This is a genomic window from Pseudomonas migulae NBRC 103157 (genome assembly GCF_002091715.1).
GTDB lineage: Bacteria > Pseudomonadota > Gammaproteobacteria > Pseudomonadales > Pseudomonadaceae > Aquipseudomonas > Aquipseudomonas migulae_A.
Genome location: NZ_BDAG01000001.1, coordinates 284,493 through 307,472, shown reverse-complemented (window position 1 = coordinate 307,472; position 22,980 = coordinate 284,493). Strand labels below are relative to the sequence as shown.

Sequence of the window (22,980 nt, the reverse complement as noted above, 5' to 3'; positions counted from 1 at the left end):
AGGCATTCGCCAAGGAGTTTTTCCATGTACACCCCCAGCGGCTTTGCCATCAACGATCTGGACGAACTGCAGCAACAGATACTCGGCACCCGTCTCGCGATGGTCGTTACCCACGGCGAGCAAGGCCTGCAAGCCAGCCATCTGCCGCTGCTGTTCCGCCCTGACCAAGGTCCGAACGGCACCCTCTACGGTCACTTCGCCCGAGCCAATCCACAGTGGAAAGAACTGCACAGTGGTGCCGAAGCGCTGGTGATCTTTGCTGGCGCCGACGCTTATGTCAGCCCCGGTTTTTATCCGAGCAAAGCCGAGCACGGCAAAGTCGTGCCGACCTGGAACTACGTCGCTGTGCACGCTTACGGCACGGCTGAAGTGTTCACAGACGCCGAGCGCCTGCTCAACCTGGTCAGCGCACTGACCGATCGCCACGAGGCCGGTCGCGCCCAACCGTGGACAGTTGCCGACGCACCCGCCGATTACATCGACGGAATGCTCAAGGCCATCGTCGGGTTTGCCCTGCCGATCCAGCGCCTGGAAGGCAAACGCAAACTCAGCCAGAACCGCAGCGCTGCAGATATCGCCGGTGTGCGCGAGGGGCTCGCCGCCAGCTCCGATGCGCATGATCAGGCCCTCGCCCACTTGATGCGTTAAGGAACCCCACATGAGTCAGATCGACATCCGCCAGGTCACCGCCGGCGATCACGCTGAATGGCTGCCGTTGTGGCAAGCCTACCTGCGTTTCTACAACACCGAACTGCCCGAGGCCGTGACTGACAGTACCTGGCAACGCATGCTTGACCCGACCGAACTGACCCATTCGGCCTTGGCGAGGGTCAATGGCAAAGCGGTGGGTATGGTGAACTTCATCTACCATCGCTCGAACTGGAGCATCGAAAACTCCTGCTACCTGCAAGACTTGCTGGTGACACCCGAAACCCGCGGCACTGGTGTTGGCCGCAAGCTGATCGAATTCGTCTACGCCACCGCCAAAGCGGACGGTTGCTGCAAGGTCCATTGGTTGACCCACGAAACCAACGCCACCGCGATCCAGCTCTACGAGCGCATCGCCGAACGTCCTGGTTTCATCCAGTTTCGCAAAGCCATTTAAGGTTCAAGGAGAACAGCATGTCGACTTCACTCGCGGACTGGAAAGGTGTCCCGGCACCGTCCGTTGAAACCATCGAAGGTCGTTTCATCCGTCTGGAAAAACTCGACCCGGCGCGTCACGCCGACGGCTTGTGGAAAGCCCTGCAAGGCCCCGGCTCCGACCCGAAACTTTGGGATTACTTGCCTTACGGTCCATTCCCGGAGCGCAGCGCATTCAACGACTGGCTGAACAACCACGCGGCCAACAGCGACCCGTATTTCTTCAGCGTGATCGACCGGGCTAGCGGCGACGTGCAAGGCATCCTCAGTCTGATGTCTATCGTGCCGTCTCAGGGCCGCATCGAGATCGGCCATGTGACCTTCGGCGCGCCGATGCAGCGTTCGCCGAAAAGTACTGAAGCGGTTTATCTGCTGGCCAAGGAATCCTTTGCACTGGGTTATCGACGCCTGGAGTGGAAGTGCAATAACGGCAATGCACGCTCCAAGTACGCGGCGGAGCGGCTGGGGTTCAGTTTTGAAGGGGTGTTCCGCCAGCACATGGTGGTCAAGGGTCAGAACCGGGATACGGCCTGGTATTCGATTCTGGATTCGGAATGGCCGGCGATTGGTGCGGGGTTTGAGCGCTGGTTGAGCGATGAGAATCAGGCGGGATCGGGGCAGGTGAAAACGTTGGCGGAGTGCCGCGGGTAATTTAGCAGCGCCCTTTCGGACGCCATCGCTAGCAAGCCAGCTCCTACAAGGGTTATGCGTTGATCACAACATCGTGATCCACCGAAATCCTGTAGGAGCTGGCTTGCTAGCGATGGGCATCACGCCAACTTCTGGGCCAGTACCGCAATATGCTCCGGCCCGATCCCGCAGCAACCACCCAAATGGCTGGCACCGCGCTCTTTCCAGTCCGCCGCCCAATGCAAGTATCCCGGCGGGTCCAGATCTTCGCGCAACGGGTCCAGACCGTCATTGGCCGTCGCCTCTTTCGGTTGCGGCGGGAAGGCATTGGCGTAGGCGCCGATGTGAATCTTCACCCGCAAACGCTCGAACGTTTCCCGCGCCGCATCAATCGCAGCCCCGATCACTTCCGGCTGACTGCAGTTGAACAGCAACGTCTCGACGCCCAGCTCGGCCGCTACCGCAGCGGCTTCAGCCACCGGTTCACCGGAGCGTAAACGCGGCACTTCGTCCGTGTCCTCATCCTTGAGGGTAAACGACAGCCAGAACGGCTTGCCGTCCTTCGGCAGACCGGCGTGAATCGCTCGCGCCTCAACGATCGAACTTTGGGTTTCCGCCAGCCACAGGTCGACATACGGCGCCAGCCCCTCGACCAGCGGCGAAAGCAGTTCGGTCACCCGGGTCGCGTCGAACAAATCCGGACGATAGGAGCCGAACAACGGCGGCAGTGACCCCGCCACACGAACCGGTTTACCCGCAGCCTCAACTGCACGCCGGGCCAACTCCCCGGCCAACGCCGCGAGGGCCTGGCCTTCGGCAGCAAAGCGCTCCTCGCCAATGTGAAAAGGCACCACCGCGTAACTGTTGCTGGTGATCACGTTCGCGCCGCTCTGGATATAAGCCGCGTGCACCGCTTCCACAGCCTGAGGCGCTTCACTCAAGGCCAGCGCCGACCATTCGGGCTGTCTGAACGGCGCGCCCCGGCGCTGTAACTCACGACCCATGCCGCCATCCAGAATCACTGTGCTTGCTGCGCCCATATGCTTTTCACTCATAAGCTTATGAAAATAACTCACTACCGGAGTCGTTCTTATAACTATTTAATACGCACCATCCGGTTAATAACAACCATTTTTTTATCAGGGACCGAACTGTGAAATTTCAACCGCTATTGGCCTTGGGCCTGACGATTCTGGCTGCCTCCACCCAGGCTTTTGCTGGCGCCACGCTGGACCGCATCGAGCAAAAGAAAGAACTGGTCGGCGTGTTGATGGAAAGCTATCCACCCTTCTCGTTCCTCAATGACCAGAACCAGCTCGACGGTTTCGATGTTGATGTGGCCAAAGCAGTGGCGGACAAACTCGGCGTCAAACTGCGCCTCGAAACCCCGTCCTGGGACGTGATCGCGGCCGGCCACTGGAGCGGGCGCTACGACATTTGCATTTGCTCGATGACCCCGAGCAAGGCCCGCGCCGAGGTCTTCGACTTCCCGGTCGAGTACTACGCCTCGCCAGCGGTGATCGTGGTCAACGCCAAGGACGACAGCATCCACGGCGCCAAAGACCTGAGCGGCAAGAAAGTCGGCCTTACCAGTGCTTCCAGCTACGAAAGCTACTTGAACAAAAACCTGGTGATCGAAGGCGCCGAAGACACGCAGTTGCAGTACCCGTTCGAAAACGTGCAGATCGCCCCGTACGACACCGACAACGTAGCGTTTCAGGACCTGGGACTGGGCGCGGGCGTGCGACTGGATGCGGTCCTCACCAACCTCGTCACCGCGCAGCCGCGCCTGACCGAAGACAAACGCTTCAGGCTCGCCGGCGCACCGCTTTATTCGGAACCGAACTCGGTGGCCATTGAAAAAGGCGATGCCCAATGGGACGCCAAGGTGCGTGACGTCTTCGCGCAATTGAAACAGGACGGCACCCTGACCAGGCTCTCGCAAAAATGGATCGGTGCCGATATCAGCCAATGACCTCTTTCCCAACCCCTCCTCAGCCGCCACAACCGGTGGCTGAGTCCCGGCTGCAACGGATCTTCGGTTTTCGCACGCGGCTGTACCTGACCTGGGCAGCGATGCTCGGTTTGTTCACCAGTTTCTTCCTGAGCTTCGACCTGAAGTTCTCGATCATCCTCGACAAACTGCCCAACCTGATCGGCCTGCACCTGGCGCCAAACGGCTTTTTGCAAGGCGCGGCACTGACGCTGTTTTTGTGCCTGTGCTCCATCGTCGCGTCGTCGCTGCTGGGCTTCATCACCGCTCTCGCGCGGTTGTCGAAAAGCGCCGTGGCCTTCGGGATTGCGAGTTTCTACGCCTCGTTCTTTCGCGGCACACCGCTGCTGATCCAGATCCTGCTGATCTACCTTGGCCTGCCGCAACTCGGCATCGTGCCCGGCGCCATCGCCGCCGGCATCATCGCCCTGTCGCTGAACTACGGCGCCTACCTGAGCGAAATCTTCCGCGCCGGCATCCTCGGCGTCCCCCACGGCCAACGCGAAGCCTCGCTGGCACTGGGCATGCGCGAAACCGTGATCTTCTGGCGCGTCACCCTGCCGCAAGCCATGCGCACCATCATCCCGCCAACCACCAATCAATTCATCTCGATGCTCAAAGACTCGTCACTGATCTCGGTGATGGGGGTGTGGGAAGTGATGTTCCTGGCGCAGTCGTATGGGCGATCGAGCTATCGCTATATCGAAATGCTGACGACGGCGGCGGTGATTTACTGGGTGATGTCGATCGGGTTGGAGCTGATTCAGGCGAGGATGGAGCGGCATTATGGGAAGGCGTATTTGAGTCGAAGCTAGGGAAGGATTGCAGCTTTCAAACACACGCACCCTTGTAGGAGCCGGCTTGCTGGCGATGGCGATCTCAAGGGCGCCATCGCCGGCAAGCCGGGTTCCTACAATGACTAGACGGCGGCAGCGGCATCAGCAATCAGGGGTAGATAGGCAGAGGTAAATGAGTTTTTGATTGTGTGAAATGTACTCTCGTACGGAGAGGATGTAGGGAAAACCAGCGCCGCGGCATCAGCAGAAACCTTAATTTCCCTGTAGCCAGCCTTTTTTCCACAAAACGATCCGACACTACCCGCGCTACGCGCCGGAACCGGCTGACATCCGCAAAATCAGCCGCCTTTTAGAGTTTGGCCTCCTGTCAACAGAGGCCAAATTCGATGCCCATTCAACACACGTACCGTCCCCACAATCTCGCCCTGGCGATTGCACTTGCACTGGGTTGCACTGGATTTTCCCACGCCCAAGATCCGACAACGGCTACCGCCCCCTCAGCCCTTGTCGAGGTCACCGAACAGCCAGATGTCGGGCTGAAGACCGATCCGCTTGCCAGACTTTCAGCTTTTATCGGGGCGAGCGACACCCAGACCACAGTGATCGACTCGCCACAAAGCGTTGTAAAAGGAGGAGACGACCACGACCTCATCATCGTCAAGAACGGGGGCAGCTTCAAAGGACGCGCTGAAGGTGGCGGCGGAACCAACGTCATCCATCTTGATGCCTCAGACGGTGGCACGCTGGGCGACACACGCAACTTCCACGGGCTTTACCTTTCAGAGGGCTCATGGACACTGTCCAGTAAAGGCGACTTCATAGAAGGCGTGGTGGTCCTGAATGACGGAATCCTGACCAATAATGGGAAAATCCTGGGGGACGCGGTTACAGTCGGGCAGCTCTTCAATAACGGCGAAATAAAGGGTCACGTCGACGTCGTAGAGGGTGGTACTTTCGCGGGGTCTGGCACCGTCGGCAGCCTAGGCGTGCATGGTCTTGTCGATATCAACAGATTGCACGGCGCGCCCAAGGTCAGAGGTGACTTGAGCCTATCCGAGAAAGCCGTATTGGCGTACGAGGTCAATCCTGATGGCAGCGCAGGAACGATAAAGGTCGGAGGCACTGCCAGCCTGGGCGGCGCCACTCTGAAAATCGTCGCAATGCCGGGCGAGTATCCGCAAAGCAGCCAGCACACCATCATTGAGGCTAAAAAGGTAGAAGGCGAATTCGGCAAAGTCCTCCACGACCTGGCCTATATGGAACCCTCTCTGCAATACAACAAAAAGACGGTCGGTCTGACCTACGCCCGTAACGGTGTGCCCATCGCGAGTTTCGCTACTTCCGAAAGCGGGCAGGCGTTCGGCCAAAGCATCATCGAGCCGCAAAACATTGCCCAAACTCAAACATCCTCTGAGAGCATGCCCAGCAGCATCGTCGAAAAGACAACTGAAGACTCCGCCACAACCGCGCAACCATCTGCTGCCACAAGCACTGCCGCCGTAGCTCAACAAACGTCCACCTCAACGAACGCCGCCGTTACCGCCCTTCTCGCCTCCGATAGAGCGACCGCCCCCTATGCCCTCGAAATTCTGGCCGGCGACAGCAACGCCAATCTCGCCAAGGCGACGCTGAACAGCGACGGCCCTGTCACCGCCACCCTTCTCTCGGCCATGCGCCAGCTAAACAACACCGGTGTCTCTTACCATCAGAACCGTACGCCTCGTCTGGCGGCCGGAAGCGAAGGGAGTGGCAGGGTCTGGCTTCAGGCGCTGGGACACAGCGGGAAACTCGATCGCGAATATCATCCCTTGCAGCACTCCAGCCAAGGTTTGGTATTGGGAGCCGATAGGCAAGTAGATGAACACTGGCGACTGGGGGTGATGGCAGGCCAATCCCGTACCCGTCAGAAAAGCACGGAGCTCGAGGGTGATTTGGACAGTTGGCACGTGGGGGCTTACGCCCTGCTTCAGGACGGACCGATGTCCTTGCGCATGGGTGCGACTCACAATAGCCACGACGGAAACAGCGCTCGCCGGGTCGAATTCTCCGGTTTCAAGGATCGCCCCAAAGGCCGCTACGATGCGTCTACCCAACAAGCCTTCGCGGAAGTCGGTTACAACCTGGGCCGCGCCAACTTCAGCATCGAGCCATTTGCGAGCGTTGGATACCAACGTTATCAGCGCGACAGTTTCACGGAAAAAGGTGGCGATGCAGCGCTGAACGTCCACGGGCAGTCCGAGGAAAACTTCAGCAGCGCATTCGGCCTCCGTCTGGCGAAGCTCAATACGCTGGATAACGGTGTGCAACTGTCACCGCGCGTGAGCGCTGGCTGGAAACACTCATACGGCAAGATCTACACCGAAACCAGGCAACGTCTTGTCACCGGAGGGAATGACTACAGCGTCTACAGTGCGCCATTGGATCGGAACTCGTTGATGGTCGATGCGGGCGTGGACCTCAAGCTTTCCACACGCAATACCCTCGGTTTGGGCCTCACGGGTGAAATGGGCAGCGACAGCCGCAGTCACGGTGTCACAGGTCAGTGGCGAATGACGTTCTAATCAGCAAATGACACCGCTCCCACAGTATTGGTGAGTGGCGCCACGAACTCCGGGCGAAAAAAAAGGGGAGCACATGCCCCCCCGAGGTTTAAAGCGTTATATCGAGGCTGTTAACTCAGCCTTCGATCTCGATCAGGATTTCGCCCGGATTCACTCGGTCACCCTTGGCTACGTGGATGGCGGTGACCTTGCCGGCGATGGCCGCCTGGACTTCGGTTTCCATCTTCATCGCTTCGGTGATCAGCACGGCCTGGCCGGCTTTGACGGTGTCGCCTTCCTTGACCAGCACGTCGACGATATTGCCCGGCATGGTGGTGCTGACGTGGCCCGGTGCAGTGGCTTGCTTGCGCTTGCTGCTGCCGCCGCTGACGAATTCGTTGAGCGGTTCGAACACCACTTCTTCCGGCATGCCGTCGATGGACAGGTAGAAGTGACGCTTGCCTTCAGCCTTGACGCCGACACCGGTGATGTCGACGCGGTAGGTTTCACCGTGGACGTCGATAACGAACTCGGTCGGCACGCCTTCGCCACCGGCCGAAGCCACGCCACCTGGCTCAGGAATTGGCAGCAGCACTTCTGGAGTCAGCGTGCCGGCAGCACGTTCTTCGAGGAATTTGCGGCCGATGTCCGGGAACATGGCGTAGGTCAGCACGTCTTCTTCAGACTTGGCCACGGCGCCGATTTCGGCACGCAGCTTGGTCATTTCCGGCTTGAGCAAGTCGGCAGGACGGACGTCGATCACGTCTTCGCTGCCGATCGCCTGGCGACGCAGTTTTTCGTTCACGGTGCCCGGCGCTTTGCCGTAGCCGCCTTGCAGGTAAAGCTTCACTTCGTTGGTGATGGTCTTGTAGCGCTCGCCGGCCAGCACGTTGAAAAACGCCTGGGTACCGACGATTTGCGAGGTCGGGGTCACCAGCGGAGGGAAGCCGAGGTCTTCACGAACCCGCGGGATTTCGGCCAGCACTTCCGCCATGCGGTTCAGGGCGCCCTGCTCTTTCAACTGGTTGGCCAGGTTGGAGATCATCCCGCCCGGTACCTGGTTGACTTGCACGCGGGTGTCGACGGCGGTGAATTCACTTTCGAACTGGTGGTATTTCTTGCGCACGGCGTAGAAGTACAGGCCGATCTCTTGCAGCAGTTCCAGGTTCAGGCCGGTGTCGTACTCGCTGCCTTTCAGGGCGGCAACCATCGACTCGGTGCCTGGGTGACTGGTGCCCGAGGCGAAACTGGAGATCGCAGTGTCGATGTGATCGGCACCGTTTTCGATGGCCTTGAGTTGGCACATCGTGGCCAGGCCAGCGGTGTCGTGGGAGTGGATGAAGACCGGCAGCGACTGCTCGGATTTCAACGCCTTGACCAATTCGCCGGTGGCGTATGGCGTCAGCAGGCCAGCCATGTCCTTGATTGCCACCGAGTCGCAACCCATGGCTTCCATTTGCTTGGCTTGCGCAACGAACGCGTCGATGGTGTGCACCGGGCTGGTGGTGTACGCGATGGTGCCCTGGGCGTGTTTACCGGCCGCTTTTACGGCTTCGATGGCGACGCGCAGGTTACGCACGTCGTTCATCGCATCGAAGATACGGAACACGTCGATGCCGTTGACCGCCGCCTTGGCGACGAAAGCCTTGACCACGTCGTCGCTGTAATGGCGGTAGCCCAGCAGGTTCTGGCCACGCAAGAGCATTTGCAGGCGCGTGTTAGGCAGCGCAGCGCGCAGCTGACGCAGACGCTCCCACGGGTCTTCTTTCAGGAAACGTACGCAAGCGTCGAAGGTCGCGCCGCCCCAGCACTCCAGCGACCAGTAGCCGACTTTGTCGAGCTTGTCGCAGATCGGCAGCATGTCTTCGGTGCGCATGCGGGTGGCGAGCAGCGATTGGTGGGCGTCGCGCAGGATTGTGTCGGTAACGTGGATTTTCTTGGTCATTGGAATATTCCTCACAGGCCTGCGTGGGCGGCGATGGCGGCGGCGATGGCCAGGGCCAGCTCTTCGGGTTTGCGCTTGATCGAATAGTTGGTCAGTTCAGGGTGGCTTTCAACGAAGCTGGTATTGAACTGGCCGCTACGGAATTCCGGATTGCGCAGGATTTCCTGGTAGTACGCGGCGGTGGTCTTGACCCCCTGCAGACGCATGTCGTCGAGGGCGCGCAAGCCACGGTCCATCGCCTCTTCCCAGGTCAACGCCCACACCACCAGCTTCAGGCACATGGAGTCGTAGAAAGGCGGAATGGTGTAGCCGGTGTAGATCGCTGTGTCGGTGCGCACGCCGGGGCCGCCGGGCGCGTAGTAACGGGTGATCTTGCCGAAGCTCGGCAGGAAGTTGTTCTTCGGGTCTTCGGCGTTGATCCGGAACTGCAGCGCAAAACCGCGGTGCTGGATGTCTTCCTGTTTCACCGAAAGCGGCAGGCCGGACGCGATGCGGATCTGCTCGCGCACAATATCGATGCCGGTGATTTCTTCGGTGATGGTGTGTTCCACCTGCACCCGGGTGTTCATTTCCATGAAGTACACCTCGCCCTCGGCGAGCAGGAACTCCACGGTGCCGGCGTTTTCGTAACCCACCGCCTTGGCCGCACGCACCGACAGGTCACCGATGTAGGCGCGCTGTTCCGGGGTCAGTTGCGGGCTCGGGGCGATTTCGATGAGCTTCTGGTTGCGGCGCTGAATCGAGCAGTCACGCTCGAACAGGTGCACCACGTTGCCAAAGCTGTCGCCGAGAATCTGCGCTTCGATGTGTTTCGGATTGACGATGCATTTTTCCAGGAACACTTCCGCAGAACCAAAAGCCTTGGTGGCTTCGGAAATGACCCGAGGGAATGCTTGTTCAAGCTCTTCCCGGCTGTCGCAGCGACGGATACCGCGGCCACCACCACCGGAAGTTGCCTTGAGCATCACCGGATAACCGATACGATCGCCTTCGACCAGAGCTTCCTCGATGCCCGCGACGTTGCCTTCGGTCCCCGGGGTGACGGGTACACCCGCCTTGATCATGCTGCGACGGGCTTCAGTCTTGTCGCCCATGCGGCGAATCACTTCAGCCGATGGACCGATGAACTTGATACCGCGCTCTGCGCAGATATCTGCCAGCTCAGCGTTTTCCGAGAGGAAACCGTAGCCGGGATGCAACGCATCACAACCGGTCTCTACCGCCAGATTCACCAGCTTGCGCGCATTCAGGTAACCGGCCAGTGGCTCGGCACCGATGCTGTGGGCTTCATCCGCGCGTTTCACATGCAAGGCATGACGGTCGGCATCGGAATAGATCGCGACCGAGCGAATGCCCATTTCGGCGCAGGCACGCACGATTCGTACGGCAATCTCACCACGGTTGGCGATCAGGATCTTTGTTATCACTTGGAATTTCCCTTGAGCCGGTGGTACCCACGACCTGCTAGAGGAGGTCGACGCGTGACTAAATGTTTCGATTTAGTCGCAGCCCCACACTAGCCCCCGCAAGGGATTAACAAAAATGATTAATTATTGGGTTAGGCATAAGTAAAGACTTATAGTTGAACCGTCAGCCTGGTTCGAGAGCGTGTAGAAAATGCGTAAGTCATTGATGCGTATGACATTGCGTCAATTGCAGATCTTCAATGAAGTCTGTGATTTGCGATCCTACAGCCGCGCAGCGGACGAAATGTCGCTCACACAACCTGCCGTGAGCCTGCAGATTCGTCAACTCGAGGAGCTGATCGGCCAGCCGCTGTTCGATTACGTCGGCAAAAAACTCTACATGACGGAGGCCGCCGAAGCCCTGCAACGCGCCAGCCGGGACATTTTCGGCCGCCTGGAAAACCTCGACATGCAGCTCTCGGACATGCAGGGTTCATTGCAGGGCCAGCTGAAGCTCGCGGTGGAATCCAGCGCCAAGTATTTCGTGCCGCACCTGTTTGCCGCGTTCAAACGCCAGCATCCGGAAGTGAACCTGCAACTGACCGTGGTCAACCGTGGGCAGGTGATTCGGCGTCTCTCCGACAACCGCGATGACCTGGTGATCATGTCCATGGTGCCTCAGGACATGGGGCTGGAGTTTCTGCCGTTCCTCAACAACCCGATCGTCGCCGTGGCGCCACCGGATCATCCGCTGTGCCACATGGGGCCGCTGCGCCTGCAGGACCTCGAACCCTACACGCTGCTGCTGCGCGAGCCCGGCTCGGGAACGCGACTGGCGTGCGAAGAGTATTTCAAGGAAAAACGCGTGCACTTCAACCAGACCCAGGAGGTGGCATCGGCCGAAGCCCAACGTGAATGTGTGTTGGCGGGTCTGGGCGTCGCGCTGTTGACGCGCCACGCCCTGAACCTGGAGTTGGCGACCGGTGGATTGATCGAATTACCGGTCGAAGAGCTGCCGCTGTTTCGCAGTTGGTGCCTGGTGCAGGCCAAGGCCAAACGGCTGTCGCCGGTGGCCCACGCATTCCTTGCGTTTATCCGCAGCGAACGGGTGCAGATCAGCGCCCTGGTTGAGCGTTTCGACGGGAAGTTGCGGGCGCAGCCTGCCAGTAGTTGAGTTCCAGATCAGGAAAGTCGCCGATCTCTGCCAGCAACTGGCGGCGCTCGCAGCGATCTTCGATGGCGCGGCGAAATTCCATGCGGCGCTGGTCTTCTTGCTGACGACGGGTTTTGACGGCGCTGTTGCGTTCTTCGTAGGGCTGGGCCATTTCGAGTCTCCCAAGGCGATTACGGGAGTTACAGGATGGGCGCGGGGGATGACGGTTTGGCGGCTTGCGCGTTACAGCGATGTGAATATTGCAGAGTAGATGTGGCGCTTTTGAGGACGCCTTCGCGAGCAAGCCCGCTCCCACATTTGATCGCGGTCTCCTGTGGGAGCGGGCTTGCTCGCGAAAAGGTCGGAACGACCTTCCGGCGATGTCAGGTCAAATCAGTCGTCGAGGGCTTTCACCGATTTGGGCGACAACCGCAAGCTGCGAAGGCTGCGTTTAACGCTCTTGAGGTGGTTGACCAGGCTCGGCCCGCGCGCCATGGCCACACCCATCGCCAGCACGTCGATCACCACCAGATGGGCGATGCGCGAGGTCAACGGCGTATAGATTTCGGTGTCTTCGTGCACGTCGATCGCCAGGTTGACGGTCGACAGTTCGGCCAATGGCGTCTGGCTCGGGCACAAGGTGATCAGCGAGGCGCCGCTTTCGCGCACCAGGTTCGCGGTGATCAACAGGTCTTTGGAACGCCCGGACTGGGAAATGCAGATCGCCACGTCGGTGGGCTTCAACGTGACCGCCGACATCGCCTGCATGTGCGGGTCGGAATACGCCGCCGCTGTCAGCAGCAAACGGAAGAACTTGTGCTGGGCATCCGCAGCCACGGCACCTGAGGCACCAAAACCGTAGAACTCGACACGCTGAGCCTGGGACATGAGCGACACCGCACGCTGCAACTCCACCGGATCGAGCTTCTCGCGAACTTCCATCAGGGTGTGCAAGGTGGTGTCGAAAATTTTCAGGCTGTAGTCGGCGACCGAATCGTCTTCATGGATTGCAAACTGGCCGAAGCTCGCACCGGCCGCGAGGCTCTGCGCCAGCTTCAGTTTCAGATCCTGAAACCCTGAACAACCAATGGCGCGGCAGAACCGTACGATGGTCGGCTCGCTGATGCCTACGCTGTGGGCCAGGTCGGCCATGGAACTGTGCATCACCGCCGCTGGATCAAGCAGCACGTGGTCGGCGACCTTCAGCTCCGACTTGCGTAACAGGTGGCGTGACTGGGCGATGTGTTGCAGCAGATTCAAGGTCTGGACTCTTTGTTATTGGCAGGCGCCGGGGATGTAGCAAGTTTGTAGTTATACTACATGAATCGGCTTTTTGCCTGCTCAATGCGTAACCGAATCCCTCGTTTTCAGGCGTGCGCGCTCCATGTAGCACTCATTGTCAGCGCTTCAGCGCAACCGAAGCCTCCCCCTTGAAGCTGACAACCACCCCGGAACGACCTGATCGAAGTTCCCGGAGCTTAGTTGTTATAAGAACAAACAAATGAAACACTTGAACTTACAAATGCAACTAACAAGCCTCTTCCAAAAACAACTTCTCCTCGTTACTTTAATCGTGCAGGAAGCAATCAAACTTAATTAAAGGAGTTCCACACCATGAGCATTAAAACCAAAAACTGGACCGCACAAATTGACCGCATGCCCGGCGCAGCTTCTTTCCGCGCCTTCGGCACTGTAACCGTCGCACACACAGGCATCACCCCTAAACTGGTGATGACCGATATTCAGGACAAGTCCTTGGATCTGCGACTGGAGTTGCTTCTTGAAACTTCCAACGACGTTTCGCTGCCCGTTGAAACGGATAAAGTTGTCGAATACAAAGCACTGGGCAATTCTAATGTTTCCGGCGTGAGCATCTTCTATAAAGGTGAACAGATTCACCACATCGATGATGTCCTGATTACACACTAAGCCTGTAAACGCCTTCCCGTCACTTCACGTGGGGGGAAGGTCTGATTGTGCGACGTGGGCGGGCTGCGCTCGCAAAAGGTCCGCCAACCCACCCGCTTCTATCGGGCGACTGATCAGATAGCCCTGCACTTCATCACAGCGTTCAACCTTCAAGAACTCAAGCTGCTCCGACCGCTCCACACCTTCAGCCACAACCTTCAATGACAACCCGTGAGCCATCGCAATGATCGCCCGGGTAATCGCCGCATCCACGCTCCCCTCTCCCAGACCGCGGATAAACGCCTGATCGATCTTCACGTAATCCACCGGAATACGCTTGAGGTAGCTCAGGGACGAATACCCGGTGCCAAAATCGTCGATGGCCAGCTTCACACCCAGATCACGCAACTGCTGGAAGGTCGCGATGATGTGTTCGACGCTGTCCAGCAACTGGCTTTCCGTGAGCTCCAGTTCGAGGTAGTGCGGCGCCAGGCCGGTTTCCTCCAACACTTGGCGCACCAGGCTGACCAGCTTGCCCTGTCGCAACTGATGCACCGACAAATTGACCGACACCCGAATCGGTTCCAGCCCCTGACGCTGCCATTCACAGGCCTGCCAGCACGCCTGACGCAAAACGAACTCGCCGATCGGGCCGATCAGTCCGGTTTCTTCGGCCAGGCCGATAAAGTCTCCTGGCGGCACGCTGCCCATGGTGGGGTGATCCCAGCGCACCAAAGCCTCGGCGGCATTCAGCCGGCCCGTGGCGAGGCAGAGTTTCGGTTGGTAAAACACCTTCAGCTGCTTCTCTTCAATGGCTTTACGCAGCTGGTTTTCCAGCTGCAAGCGCTCGAGCGTGCTGGCTTGCAGGCTGTCGGTGTAGAACTGGAAGTTGTTGCCGCCCAGGTGTTTGGCATGTTGCATCGCCATGTTCGACTGGCTCACCAGCGCGGAAATTTCCCGGGCGTTATCCGGCAACATGCTGATGCCCATGGAGGCGCTGACGACCAGCTCATGCCCGTCGACGGTCACCGGCACACGCAATTTGGTCGATAGGCGCGTTGCCACTCGCGCCAGGCTTGAGAGGCTGCCGTAAGTATCGAACAGCACCGCGAACTCATCGCCGGACAATCGCGCAATGGTGTCTGCTTCCGGCAACGCATTGACCAGGCGCCGAGCCATCTTCTGCAACAGCTGGTCAGCAATTTCATGGCCAAGGCTGTCGTTGAGTAACTTGAAGCGGTCCAGGTTGATGTGCAACAACGCCAGACTACGCCCGCCCTGGCGCACGCGCTGATGGGCCTCGCGCAAGCGCTCGCGGAACAACGAACGATTGGCCAGCCCCGTCAGTTCGTCGTAGTGAGTCAGGTAACGCATGCGCTCTTCGGATTCGCGCCGCGCCGAGAGATCGGCGAAGAAACCGACGATATGGCTGACATTCCCCCGCGCATCGCGCACGGTATTGAGTTGCAGCCATTGCGGATACAGTTCGCCGTTCTTGCGGGTTTCCACCAGTTCGCCCTGCCAACTGCCGTGTTGCTCCAGCGCCTGATGAATCGCCCCGTAGTGGCGACGGGCGTCGCGACTGCATGGCAACTCCACCACATTGCGTCCGAGCATGTCGTCGGTGTCATAGCCCGTCAAGCGGCTGAACGCCTGGTTGACCGCGATGAGCGCGTAATTCGGATCGAAAATCATGATGCCTTCGCTGGCCGCCTCGAACACCGTCGCGGCCAATTGCTGCTGCGCTTCCAGGCTCTTGCTGGCACTGATGTCACGGCGGGTGCCGACCATGCGGATCACCCGGCCGCTTTCGCTACGCTCAACCGCTCGGCCGCGGTCTTCGATCCAGACCCAATGACCATCGCCATGGCGCACGCGGTATTCAATCTGATAGTCCTCGCTGCGCCCCTTCAAATGCTCGACCAGCGCGCGCTTCAGCGATGGTAAATCCTCGGGGTGCAGGCGCGGCTTGAGGTGACGCAACATGGCCGTCACGAACTCCGGCTCCAGGCCGAACAATTCCTGGATATGGGTGTGATGGACTTCGTCGGTTTGCAGGTTCCAGTCCCATAGCCCCAGCTCACTGGCCTGCAAGGCCAGCGCCAGGCGCGCTTCACTTTTGCTCAAGGCCTGGTTGGCGGCGTCCAGTTCCAGGCTGCGCTGGGCGACGCGGCTTTCAAGCCCGATCTGAATTTCGCGCAACTCGTCTTCGGCGCGACGGCGCTGGTCGATTTCCCTGGCCAGTTCGTGATTCAGCTGTTCGCTACGGCTTTGGGTCTGCTGCAGGTGTTCGATCAGTGCCTGATTCTGGAAACGTCGCAGCAACCCGCGATCAATCAGCCGATTGACCTGCCAGGCCACCACGCTCAACGCCCCCAACAAGATCAGCCCGAACCAGCCCCAGCCCTGTTCCTGCTGGTCGCCGCCCCAGAATAAATAGGCGATGGCCGGCAACAGACAAGGCAAGGTAAAGGATAGAAAGGCCGGCAGACTGACGGCGTAGGCCACGCTGGCCGAGAGCGCTGCCGCGCCGATCAGGCCGAACACCCAGGCTTGCTGGATGAAATTGTCGGCAGGCACCAGGGCGATGCCCGCGCCAGCGAGGGTCAGGCCAGTCATGGCCGAGCCCAGCAAAAACATGCGACGCCAGATCGGATGCGCCTGACGATTGGGAATGGCCGAATCGAAAGCGGCGACCTGGATCACCCGCAACGCCACCAACGACAACAACCACACCAGCCAGACGCTGACCAGGAAGTAGCGCTGCGGACTCCACAGCAATCCCGCACACACCAGGCCATTGATCAGCATGAACAGCGTAGGCAGCAGCGAGCCCTGGTAAAGCAGGCGCGTGCGCTCGACCGCCATTTCCATGGCGTACTGTTTGCGGATAACCCGGGGCTCCACAGTGGGGCCCGACAGGTCGGAGCTGAGGGTCATAGGCAATGTTCTTGTTCTTATAATGATGAGCATGAGCCCGAAACGTGAACGGAGCATACACAAGCCAATGCCCTTACCAAACTGCTCCAGATCATAAATTCAACAAAAGCACGGAGGCCCTTTGCCCCCCGAAAACGCTGGAAGCGAGCCCCGCCAATGCTTGCAGCCAGTGACCGACCGGTCGTCCTGCGCGTATCTTTCATCGGCTAAAGCAAAGCGGGGTTTGCCCGGTGTGACGCGGCCCCCTAGAATGCCCCGATGCGCGATGATCTCTCCCTTCTGCTGAACTCCCTCAACGATGCCCAACGCCAGGCCGTAGCTGCCTCCGTGGGTCGTCAGTTGGTCCTGGCCGGTGCTGGTTCCGGTAAAACCCGAGTGCTGGTGCACCGTATCGCCTGGTTGATCCAGGTCGAAAACGCCTCGCCCCACTCCATCCTGTCGGTGACCTTCACCAACAAGGCCGCTGCCGAGATGCGTCATCGCATCGAGCAGCTGATGGGCATCAACCCGGCCGGCATGTGGGTTGGCACCTTCCACGGCCTGGCGCACCGCTTGCTGCGGGCGCACTGGCAGGAAGCCGGCCTGAGCCAGACCTTCCAGATTCTCGACAGCGACGACCAGCAACGACTGGTCAAGCGAGTGATCCGCGAACTGGGCCTGGACGAGCAACGCTGGCCGGCCCGTCAGGCCCAGTGGTTCATCAACGGGCAGAAAGACGAAGGTCTGCGCCCGCAACATATTCAAGCCAGCGGCGATCTGTTCCTGGCCACGATGCGCAGCATTTATGAAGCCTATGAGGCCGCGTGCCTGCGCGCCAGCGTCATCGACTTCTCCGAACTGCTGCTGCGAGCCCTCGACCTGTGGCGCGATCACCCGGGTTTGCTGGCGCACTATCAGAAGCGCTTCCGTCACATTCTGGTGGACGAGTTCCAGGACACCAACGCCGTGCAGTACGCCTGGCTGCGACTGCTGGCCAAGGGCGGCGACAGCCTGATGGTGGTCGGCGACGACGATCAGTCGATCTACGGCTGGCGCGGCGCGAAAATCGAGAACATCTATCAGTACTCCGACGATTTCCCGGACGCCGAGACCATCCGCCTGGAGCAGAACTACCGCTCCACTGCCGGTATCCTCAAGGCCGCCAACGCCCTGATTGCCAACAACACCGGGCGCATGGGCAAAGAGCTGTGGACCGATGGCGGCGAAGGGGAAGCGATCAACCTGTACGCCGCGTTCAACGAACACGACGAAGCACGTTATGTGGTGGAAACCATCGAAAGCGCGCTGAAAACCGGCTTGGCTCGCAGCGATATCGCGATTTTGTACCGTTCGAACGCCCAATCGCGCGTTTTGGAAGAAGCGTTGCTGCGCGAGCGCATTCCGTACCGCATCTATGGCGGTCAGCGCTTCTTCGAACGGGCAGAAATCAAGAACGCCATGGCTTACCTGCGTTTGCTGGAAGGCCGCGGCAACGATGCAGCGCTGGAGCGGGTGATCAACGTTCCGGCCCGCGGCATCGGCGAGAAAACCGTTGAAGCGATTCGCGACCATGCGCGCCACAGCGATGTGTCGATGTGGGAAGCGATGCGCCTGCTGGTCGCCAATAAAGGGCTGACCGGCCGTGCCGCTGGCGCGCTTGGGGCGTTTATCGAGCTGATCGAGAACCTCGCCGCCAAGTGCATGGAAATGCCACTGCACCTGATGACCCAGACCGTCATCGAGCAGTCCGGGCTGATTGCCTATCACGAAGCGGAAAAAGGCGAGAAAGGCCAGGCACGGGTAGAAAACCTTGAGGAGCTGGTCAGCGCCGCACGCAACTTCGAAAACTCGGAAGAGGATGAAGACCTGACGCCACTCGCGGCATTCCTCGGCCACGCGTCGCTGGAGGCTGGCGATACTCAGGCCGATGAGCACGAAGACAGCATTCAGTTGATGACCTTGCACAGCGCCAAGGGCCTGGAATTCCCTTACGTGTTCCTGGTGGGCATGGAAGAAGGGCTGTTCCCGCACAAAATGAGCCTGGAAGAGCCGGGACGTCTTGAAGAGGAACGGCGTTTGGCCTATGTCGGTATCACCCGCGCCATGCAGAATCTGGTGATGACCTATGCTGAAACCCGACGCCTGTATGGCAGCGAGACCTACAACAAAGTGTCGCGTTTCGTACGTGAAGTGCCGAAAGGCCTGATCCAGGAAGTGCGGCTGTCCAACAGCGTCAGTCGTCCGTTTGGCGGCGGTCAGCAGCAGAGCTCCAGCAGCCTGTTTGGTGGCAGCGAGATCCCCGACACCGGTTTCAGCCTCGGCCAAGCCGTTCGGCACTCGGTGTTCGGCGATGGCGTGATCCTGAACTTCGAAGGCGCCGGGGCTCAGGCGCGGGTGCAGGTGAACTTCAGCGAAGGCAGCAAATGGCTGATGCTGGGTTACGCGAAACTGGAAGCGATCTAAGGACCACAGAGGTCCAATGTGGGAGCGGGCTTGCTCGCGAAAGCGATGTGCCAGTCGACATCAACGTTAACTGACCCATCGCTTTCGCGAGCAAGCCCGCTCCCACAAGGTTAGGGTTGGCTGATCTGCAAGGAAACGACCTATGGGCTCAGGCTTCTTTTCTTCCTGGACATTCTGGGCCCTGATGTCAGCCGCTTTCGCGGCAATGACCGCTATCTTCGCCAAGATCGGCATCGAAAACGTCAATTCCGATTTCGCTACCCTGCTGCGTACAGTAGTGGTGCTGGTCAGCCTGGCCTTGATTTTGTACGCCACGGGCCAATATCAGTCATTAGGATCGATCTCGGCCAGGAGCTATCTGTTCCTGCTGTTGTCGGGACTGGCCACAGGCGCTTCGTGGATTTGTTATTTCCGCGCACTGAAACTGGGGCCGGCCTCGCTGGTCGCTCCGGTGGACAAACTCAGCGTTGTGCTGGTGGCGGTGCTCGGCGTGATCTTGCTGGGTGAAAAACTTGATCTGCGCCAATGGGGCGGGATCGGCCTGATCACGGCCGGTGTCGTGATGCTGGCGCTGCGACGCTAGACACCTTTCCTACAGAACTTATCCATTCATCCTACAGACCAAAGTTAACAGGCCTTATTGCGCTGACTGAAGCTGAACGCAACCTGTCAGGCAAAAGCCCGAAACACTCTGCCGCTAGCCAGTAACACTTCAGCTGTGCAACATGGCGCGCGTGCCATCCACAAATGGGAATTCCCTTTATGAAACGTTTTCTTAGCATCGCCATGGCGTTGTGCATCGGCCTGACGATGAGCCTCGACGCCAACGCCAAGCGCTTTGGTGGCGGCAAGAGCTCCGGCGCTGCGCCGACTCACCAGACCAGCCAAATGGCTCCTTCTTCTGCTGCAGGTGGCGCTGCTGCCACTGCGGGCGCGGCGGGTGCCGCGGGCGCTGCCGCCAAGGCCGGCGGAGCTTCGCGCTGGCTCGGCCCTCTGGCCGGCATCGCTGCCGGTGGCCTGCTGGCCTCCATGTTCATGGGCGGCGGCTTCCAGGGCATGCAGATCTTCGACATCCTGATCATGGCGGTCATCGCCTTCCTGGTCTTCCGTTTCATCGCCGCTCGTCGTCGCAAGCAGCAGGAGCACCTGGCTCCGGCTGGCGCACCGATGCAGCGTGAAGTGTTCGAGCAGAAGCCAGCCGGCATGGGTTCGATCTTCGGTGGTTCGGCCGCTCCGGTTGCCGCTCGTCCGGTCATCAATGCGCCAGCCTGGTTCAATGAAAAGAACTTCATTGAAGCGGCCCGCAACCACTTCCAGTCCCTGCAGCAGCACTGGGACGCCAACGAAATGGACAAGATCGCCGAGTTCGTGACCCCGCAACTGCTCGAGTTCCTCAAGCGCGAACGTGCCGATCTGGGTGAAGGTTTCCAGTCCACCTACATTGATAACCTCAATGTTCAACTGGACGGCGTCGATGATCGTGCCGACAAGACCATTGCCACCCTGACCTTCAGCGGTGTGTCGAAAACCTCGCGTTTCGACCAGGGCGAAGTGTTCAGCGAAAGCTGGAACATGGAACGTCCACAGGGCGAAAACCAGCCTTGGCTGGTTGCCGGTATCCGCCAGAACGGCTGAACCGACCCGCGTTAAATGTGTCGCAACAAAACCCCGGCCTCTGCCGGGGTTTTCTATTTCGCGGTTGCATCTATAGCGAGCTACTGTATAAACCGCCCCAACTAAACCGCGCCATCAAGCAAGAGGATCCCGGACGTGGAAGAAATCATCGAACAACTGCGTGAAGCCAACGAACCGGTACCGGTCCCCTTGGAATTGCCTGACGAAGACCAGATCGTGGAAATCGAGGAACAACTGTTCATCGACATTCCCTTTGTCTTCAGAGAGTTTTTGCTGACCGTCAGCGACGTCGTCTACGGCAGCCTGGAGCCGGTGACTGTCACCGACCCGCAGTCCCACACCTACCTGCCGGACGTTGCCGCCAACGCATGGGATGCTGGCGTCGACCGCAGCATGATTCCAATCTGCCAGGACGGCGACAATTACTACCTGGTCGAAGAAGACGGCACTGTGGTGCTGTGGCTGGCCGAAGAAGAACTGCTTGCCGAAGAAACCTGGGAATCGGTGTGGCACTGGGCGCGGGACGTCTGGCTGGAGAGCTGATCCGTCTGACGCGCCGCGTGGTCAATGCCCGGACGATTCCTTGTGGTTGTCCAGGGTTTCCAGCAAGGCCACCTGCATCCGCGTGTGCACGCGGATAAACCAGCGCCAGAGCAACGCCGCCACGGCGGCCGCGACCACGACAATCAGCACCAGCAATTTGTTGGTCGGCAGAATACTGGCCGACAAGGCCGCCAACAGCAGGAAGATCACCAGCAGCGAGAGGATCGGGATCACTTCGGCGATCACCCGCCGCACTCGCTGCGTGTGGCGGCCGGCCATCTCCGGTTTCACGCCCATCTCCGCCAATAGCATCGACAGCGCCTTGAGCTTGCGATAGGCCGCGATCAGGAACGGTAGCGACAACAGCAACGCCCCGCCCCAGACCAACGCTTTCTGCCAACTCGGATCGCTGATCCAGTCTTGCAGGTAAGCAGACATTCGCTCGGCGAAATAAGCACCCGAGAAGAAGATCGCAATCACCAGTGCCAGGTTGACGCCCACTTGTAACAGAATTCGCCGAATCATCGACGCCAGCAGCGCGCCTTCGCCCTGAGGCTGAATGCTGCGCAGCCATTCGCCGTACATCCCCAGCACGCGGCCCAGCCGCTGCGGCATCACGCTGGCCAGTTTGATCGACAGCGGGTCAGCGGCGCGGATCAGATAAGGCGTCAGCAGCGTGGTAATCACCGACACCGCCACGGCGACCGGATAGAGGAAGTTACTGGTGACCTGCAGGGTCATACCCAGCGCCGCAATGATGAAAGAAAATTCGCCAATCTGTGAAAGTCCCATCCCCACGCGCAGTGAGGTGCGTCCGTCATTGCCGGCGATAAAGGCGCCTAGACCGCAGGACAACATCTTTCCTAGCACCACAGCCACCGTGATCACCGCAATCGGCCACGCGTATTGCAGCAAAATCATCGGATCGAGCATCAGCCCGATGGCGACGAAGAAGATTGCACTGAACAGGTCGCGAACTGGCTCGATCAAGCGTTCAATCTTAAGAAGTTGGCGGGACTCGGCCATGATCGCGCCGATCAGGAACGCGCCAAGCACCATGCTGTATTCGAGCTTCACCACCAGCAGGCAGAAGCCGAAACACAGGCCCAGCACGGTGATCAACAGCATCTCGTTGCTTTCGAACCTGGCCACATAAGCCAGCAGTCGCGGCACCAGCAGAATCCCGATCACCAGCGCAACGATCATGAACAACGACAGCTTGCCGACCGTGGAGAACACTTCACCGGAACTGACCGTGCCGCTGACCGCGATGCTCGATAGCAAGGCAATGATGCCGATGCCGAGAATGTCCTCGACGATCAGCACACCGAAGATCAGCTGCGCAAAGCGCTCGTTCTTCATCTTCAGGTCATTGAGTGCCTTGACGATGATGGTGGTCGAGGAGATCGCCAGGATCGCGCCGAGGAACAGCGAGTCCATGGTGTTCCAATCGAACCAGCGACCGATTTCATAGCCGATCCAGATCATCAGCACGATTTCCAGGAACGCCGCGATAAACGCCGTGGCGCCGACCTTGAACAGCTTGCGCAGGCTGAACTCCAGGCCAAGGCAGAACATCAGGAAAATCACCCCGAGTTCAGCGAGGGTCTTGATGGTTTCTTCGTCGTGAATCAGGCCGAACGGCGGCGTGTGCGGGCCGATGATGAAGCCGGCCACGATATAGCCCAGGACCACCGGTTGTTTGAAGCGATGAAACAGCACGGTCACCACACCCGCGACCAACATGATCACTGCCAGATCCTGAATAAAACTGATGGCATGCATGGTGTGTGGCTCCTTGGATGACATTGCTCAATCGCCAGACGCGGGAAAGTTCTGATCGAACAAAGTAAAAAATCCGCTTTCCGCGTAGGAATTGCCCTTGGGGGGGGCTTTTGAAGGGTA

General features: G+C 59.3%; 19 protein-coding genes. 12 read left to right on the top strand and 7 right to left on the bottom strand.

Annotated features, from left to right (window positions below; all coding sequences use genetic code 11):
- Positions 1-24: 24 nt before the first annotated feature.
- The 3 genes from PMI01S_RS01485 to PMI01S_RS01475 are packed head-to-tail and all read left to right on the top strand — an operon-like array spanning position 25 to position 1,794.
- The gene (locus PMI01S_RS01485) at positions 25-648 is read left to right on the top strand and encodes an FMN-binding negative transcriptional regulator (RefSeq protein WP_084317695.1); all 624 of its coding nucleotides are present in this window, start codon (positions 25-27) and stop codon (positions 646-648) included.
- A 10-nt stretch (positions 649-658) separates the two neighbouring features.
- On the top strand, positions 659-1,105 hold the full coding sequence (locus PMI01S_RS01480; protein ID WP_084317694.1) for a GNAT family N-acetyltransferase: 447 nt from the start codon (positions 659-661) through the stop codon (positions 1,103-1,105).
- Positions 1,106-1,122: 17 nt separating this feature from the next.
- Entirely contained in the window at positions 1,123-1,794 is a 672-nt protein-coding gene (locus PMI01S_RS01475) for a GNAT family N-acetyltransferase (RefSeq protein ID WP_084317693.1), read from the top strand.
- Between the two features lie 119 nt (positions 1,795-1,913).
- Here the strand turns inward: PMI01S_RS01475 and PMI01S_RS01470 are convergent, their stop codons facing one another.
- Positions 1,914-2,813 (bottom strand): homocysteine S-methyltransferase family protein, encoded by a 900-nt coding sequence (locus PMI01S_RS01470; protein WP_084317692.1) that lies wholly within the window; start codon positions 2,811-2,813, stop codon positions 1,914-1,916.
- Positions 2,814-2,926: 113 nt separating this feature from the next.
- Here PMI01S_RS01470 and PMI01S_RS01465 point away from each other — a divergent pair, with 113 nt between their 5' ends.
- From PMI01S_RS01465 to PMI01S_RS01455, 3 genes are all read left to right on the top strand, one after another.
- Entirely contained in the window at positions 2,927-3,748 is an 822-nt protein-coding gene (locus PMI01S_RS01465; RefSeq protein ID WP_084317691.1) for an ABC transporter substrate-binding protein, read from the top strand.
- A complete protein-coding gene (locus tag PMI01S_RS01460; RefSeq protein ID WP_084317690.1) occupies positions 3,745-4,581 on the top strand; it encodes an amino acid ABC transporter permease in 837 nt (278 codons plus the stop codon). Before PMI01S_RS01465 ends, PMI01S_RS01460 begins: the two co-directional genes overlap by 4 nt.
- Before the next feature lie 368 nt (positions 4,582-4,949).
- The gene (locus PMI01S_RS01455) at positions 4,950-7,124 is read left to right on the top strand and encodes an autotransporter outer membrane beta-barrel domain-containing protein (RefSeq protein ID WP_084317689.1); all 2,175 of its coding nucleotides are present in this window, start codon (positions 4,950-4,952) and stop codon (positions 7,122-7,124) included.
- A 115-nt stretch (positions 7,125-7,239) separates the two neighbouring features.
- Here the strand turns inward: PMI01S_RS01455 and oadA are convergent, their stop codons facing one another.
- Together oadA and PMI01S_RS01445 are read right to left on the bottom strand one after the other, a co-directional pair.
- Entirely contained in the window at positions 7,240-9,048 is a 1,809-nt protein-coding gene (gene oadA / locus PMI01S_RS01450; RefSeq protein WP_084317688.1) for a sodium-extruding oxaloacetate decarboxylase subunit alpha, read from the bottom strand.
- A gap of 11 nt (positions 9,049-9,059) precedes the next feature.
- Entirely contained in the window at positions 9,060-10,475 is a 1,416-nt protein-coding gene (locus PMI01S_RS01445; protein WP_084317687.1) for an acetyl-CoA carboxylase biotin carboxylase subunit, read from the bottom strand.
- Positions 10,476-10,665: 190 nt separating this feature from the next.
- On the opposite strand from PMI01S_RS01445, the gene PMI01S_RS01440 reads away from it, so the two are divergent.
- Positions 10,666-11,628, top strand: coding sequence for a LysR family transcriptional regulator (locus tag PMI01S_RS01440; RefSeq protein ID WP_084317686.1), 963 nt, complete (start codon positions 10,666-10,668; stop codon positions 11,626-11,628).
- Here PMI01S_RS01440 and PMI01S_RS01435 read toward each other — a convergent pair.
- Positions 11,570-11,779, bottom strand: a complete 210-nt coding sequence (locus PMI01S_RS01435; protein ID WP_017341588.1) for a PA3496 family putative envelope integrity protein — start codon at positions 11,777-11,779, stop codon at positions 11,570-11,572. The two genes, PMI01S_RS01440 and PMI01S_RS01435, sit on opposite strands and share 59 nt — an antisense overlap.
- A 221-nt stretch (positions 11,780-12,000) precedes the next feature.
- Positions 12,001-12,867: a transcriptional regulator HexR gene (hexR, locus tag PMI01S_RS01430; RefSeq protein WP_008027445.1), complete on the bottom strand. Its 867-nt coding sequence runs from the start codon at positions 12,865-12,867 to the stop codon at positions 12,001-12,003.
- Between the two features lie 354 nt (positions 12,868-13,221).
- Between hexR and PMI01S_RS01425 the strand changes: the two genes are divergently transcribed.
- Entirely contained in the window at positions 13,222-13,536 is a 315-nt protein-coding gene (locus tag PMI01S_RS01425; RefSeq protein ID WP_084317685.1) for a hypothetical protein, read from the top strand.
- Positions 13,537-13,560: 24 nt separating this feature from the next.
- Here PMI01S_RS01425 and PMI01S_RS01420 read toward each other — a convergent pair whose 3' ends face one another.
- Complete coding sequence (locus tag PMI01S_RS01420) at positions 13,561-16,455, bottom strand: EAL domain-containing protein (protein ID WP_084317684.1); 2,895 nt, start codon at positions 16,453-16,455, stop codon at positions 13,561-13,563.
- Positions 16,456-16,713: 258 nt separating this feature from the next.
- Here PMI01S_RS01420 and uvrD point away from each other — a divergent pair, with 258 nt between their 5' ends.
- The 4 genes from uvrD (at position 16,714) to PMI01S_RS01400 (ending at position 21,075) form a co-directional block, all read left to right on the top strand.
- On the top strand, positions 16,714-18,897 hold the full coding sequence (gene uvrD / locus PMI01S_RS01415) for a DNA helicase II (protein WP_084317683.1): 2,184 nt from the start codon (positions 16,714-16,716) through the stop codon (positions 18,895-18,897).
- Positions 18,898-19,039: 142 nt separating this feature from the next.
- Positions 19,040-19,480 (top strand): EamA family transporter, encoded by a 441-nt coding sequence (locus PMI01S_RS01410; RefSeq protein WP_007934436.1) that lies wholly within the window; start codon positions 19,040-19,042, stop codon positions 19,478-19,480.
- Positions 19,481-19,659: 179 nt separating this feature from the next.
- On the top strand, positions 19,660-20,532 hold the full coding sequence (locus PMI01S_RS01405; protein ID WP_017341591.1) for a Tim44 domain-containing protein: 873 nt from the start codon (positions 19,660-19,662) through the stop codon (positions 20,530-20,532).
- Positions 20,533-20,667: 135 nt separating this feature from the next.
- Positions 20,668-21,075, top strand: coding sequence for an SMI1/KNR4 family protein (locus PMI01S_RS01400; protein ID WP_008073570.1), 408 nt, complete (start codon positions 20,668-20,670; stop codon positions 21,073-21,075).
- A gap of 21 nt (positions 21,076-21,096) precedes the next feature.
- On the opposite strand, the gene PMI01S_RS01395 is transcribed toward PMI01S_RS01400, so the two are convergent.
- Positions 21,097-22,860: a cation:proton antiporter gene (locus tag PMI01S_RS01395; protein ID WP_084317682.1), complete on the bottom strand. Its 1,764-nt coding sequence runs from the start codon at positions 22,858-22,860 to the stop codon at positions 21,097-21,099.
- Positions 22,861-22,980 lie beyond the last annotated feature (120 nt).

Bases quoted from the DNA above. Each gene is read 5' to 3' on its own strand.
- PMI01S_RS01470 (WP_084317692.1), bottom strand. From the start codon at position 2,813: ATGGGCGCAGCAAGCACAGTGATTCTGGATGGCGGCATGGGTCGTGAG.
- PMI01S_RS01420 (WP_084317684.1), bottom strand. From the start codon at position 16,455: ATGACCCTCAGCTCCGACCTGTCGGGCCCCACTGTGGAGCCCCGGGTT.
- PMI01S_RS01435 (WP_017341588.1), bottom strand. From the start codon at position 11,779: ATGGCCCAGCCCTACGAAGAACGCAACAGCGCCGTCAAAACCCGTCGT.
- PMI01S_RS01410 (WP_007934436.1), top strand. From the start codon at position 19,040: ATGGGCTCAGGCTTCTTTTCTTCCTGGACATTCTGGGCCCTGATGTCA.
- PMI01S_RS01425 (WP_084317685.1), top strand. From the start codon at position 13,222: ATGAGCATTAAAACCAAAAACTGGACCGCACAAATTGACCGCATGCCC.
- PMI01S_RS01440 (WP_084317686.1), top strand. From the start codon at position 10,666: ATGCGTAAGTCATTGATGCGTATGACATTGCGTCAATTGCAGATCTTC.
- PMI01S_RS01405 (WP_017341591.1), top strand. From the start codon at position 19,660: ATGAAACGTTTTCTTAGCATCGCCATGGCGTTGTGCATCGGCCTGACG.
- PMI01S_RS01485 (WP_084317695.1), top strand. From the start codon at position 25: ATGTACACCCCCAGCGGCTTTGCCATCAACGATCTGGACGAACTGCAG.
- PMI01S_RS01455 (WP_084317689.1), top strand. From the start codon at position 4,950: ATGCCCATTCAACACACGTACCGTCCCCACAATCTCGCCCTGGCGATT.
- oadA (WP_084317688.1), bottom strand. From the start codon at position 9,048: ATGACCAAGAAAATCCACGTTACCGACACAATCCTGCGCGACGCCCAC.
- PMI01S_RS01480 (WP_084317694.1), top strand. From the start codon at position 659: ATGAGTCAGATCGACATCCGCCAGGTCACCGCCGGCGATCACGCTGAA.
- uvrD (WP_084317683.1), top strand. From the start codon at position 16,714: ATGCGCGATGATCTCTCCCTTCTGCTGAACTCCCTCAACGATGCCCAA.
- PMI01S_RS01475 (WP_084317693.1), top strand. From the start codon at position 1,123: ATGTCGACTTCACTCGCGGACTGGAAAGGTGTCCCGGCACCGTCCGTT.
- PMI01S_RS01460 (WP_084317690.1), top strand. From the start codon at position 3,745: ATGACCTCTTTCCCAACCCCTCCTCAGCCGCCACAACCGGTGGCTGAG.
- PMI01S_RS01395 (WP_084317682.1), bottom strand. From the start codon at position 22,860: ATGCATGCCATCAGTTTTATTCAGGATCTGGCAGTGATCATGTTGGTC.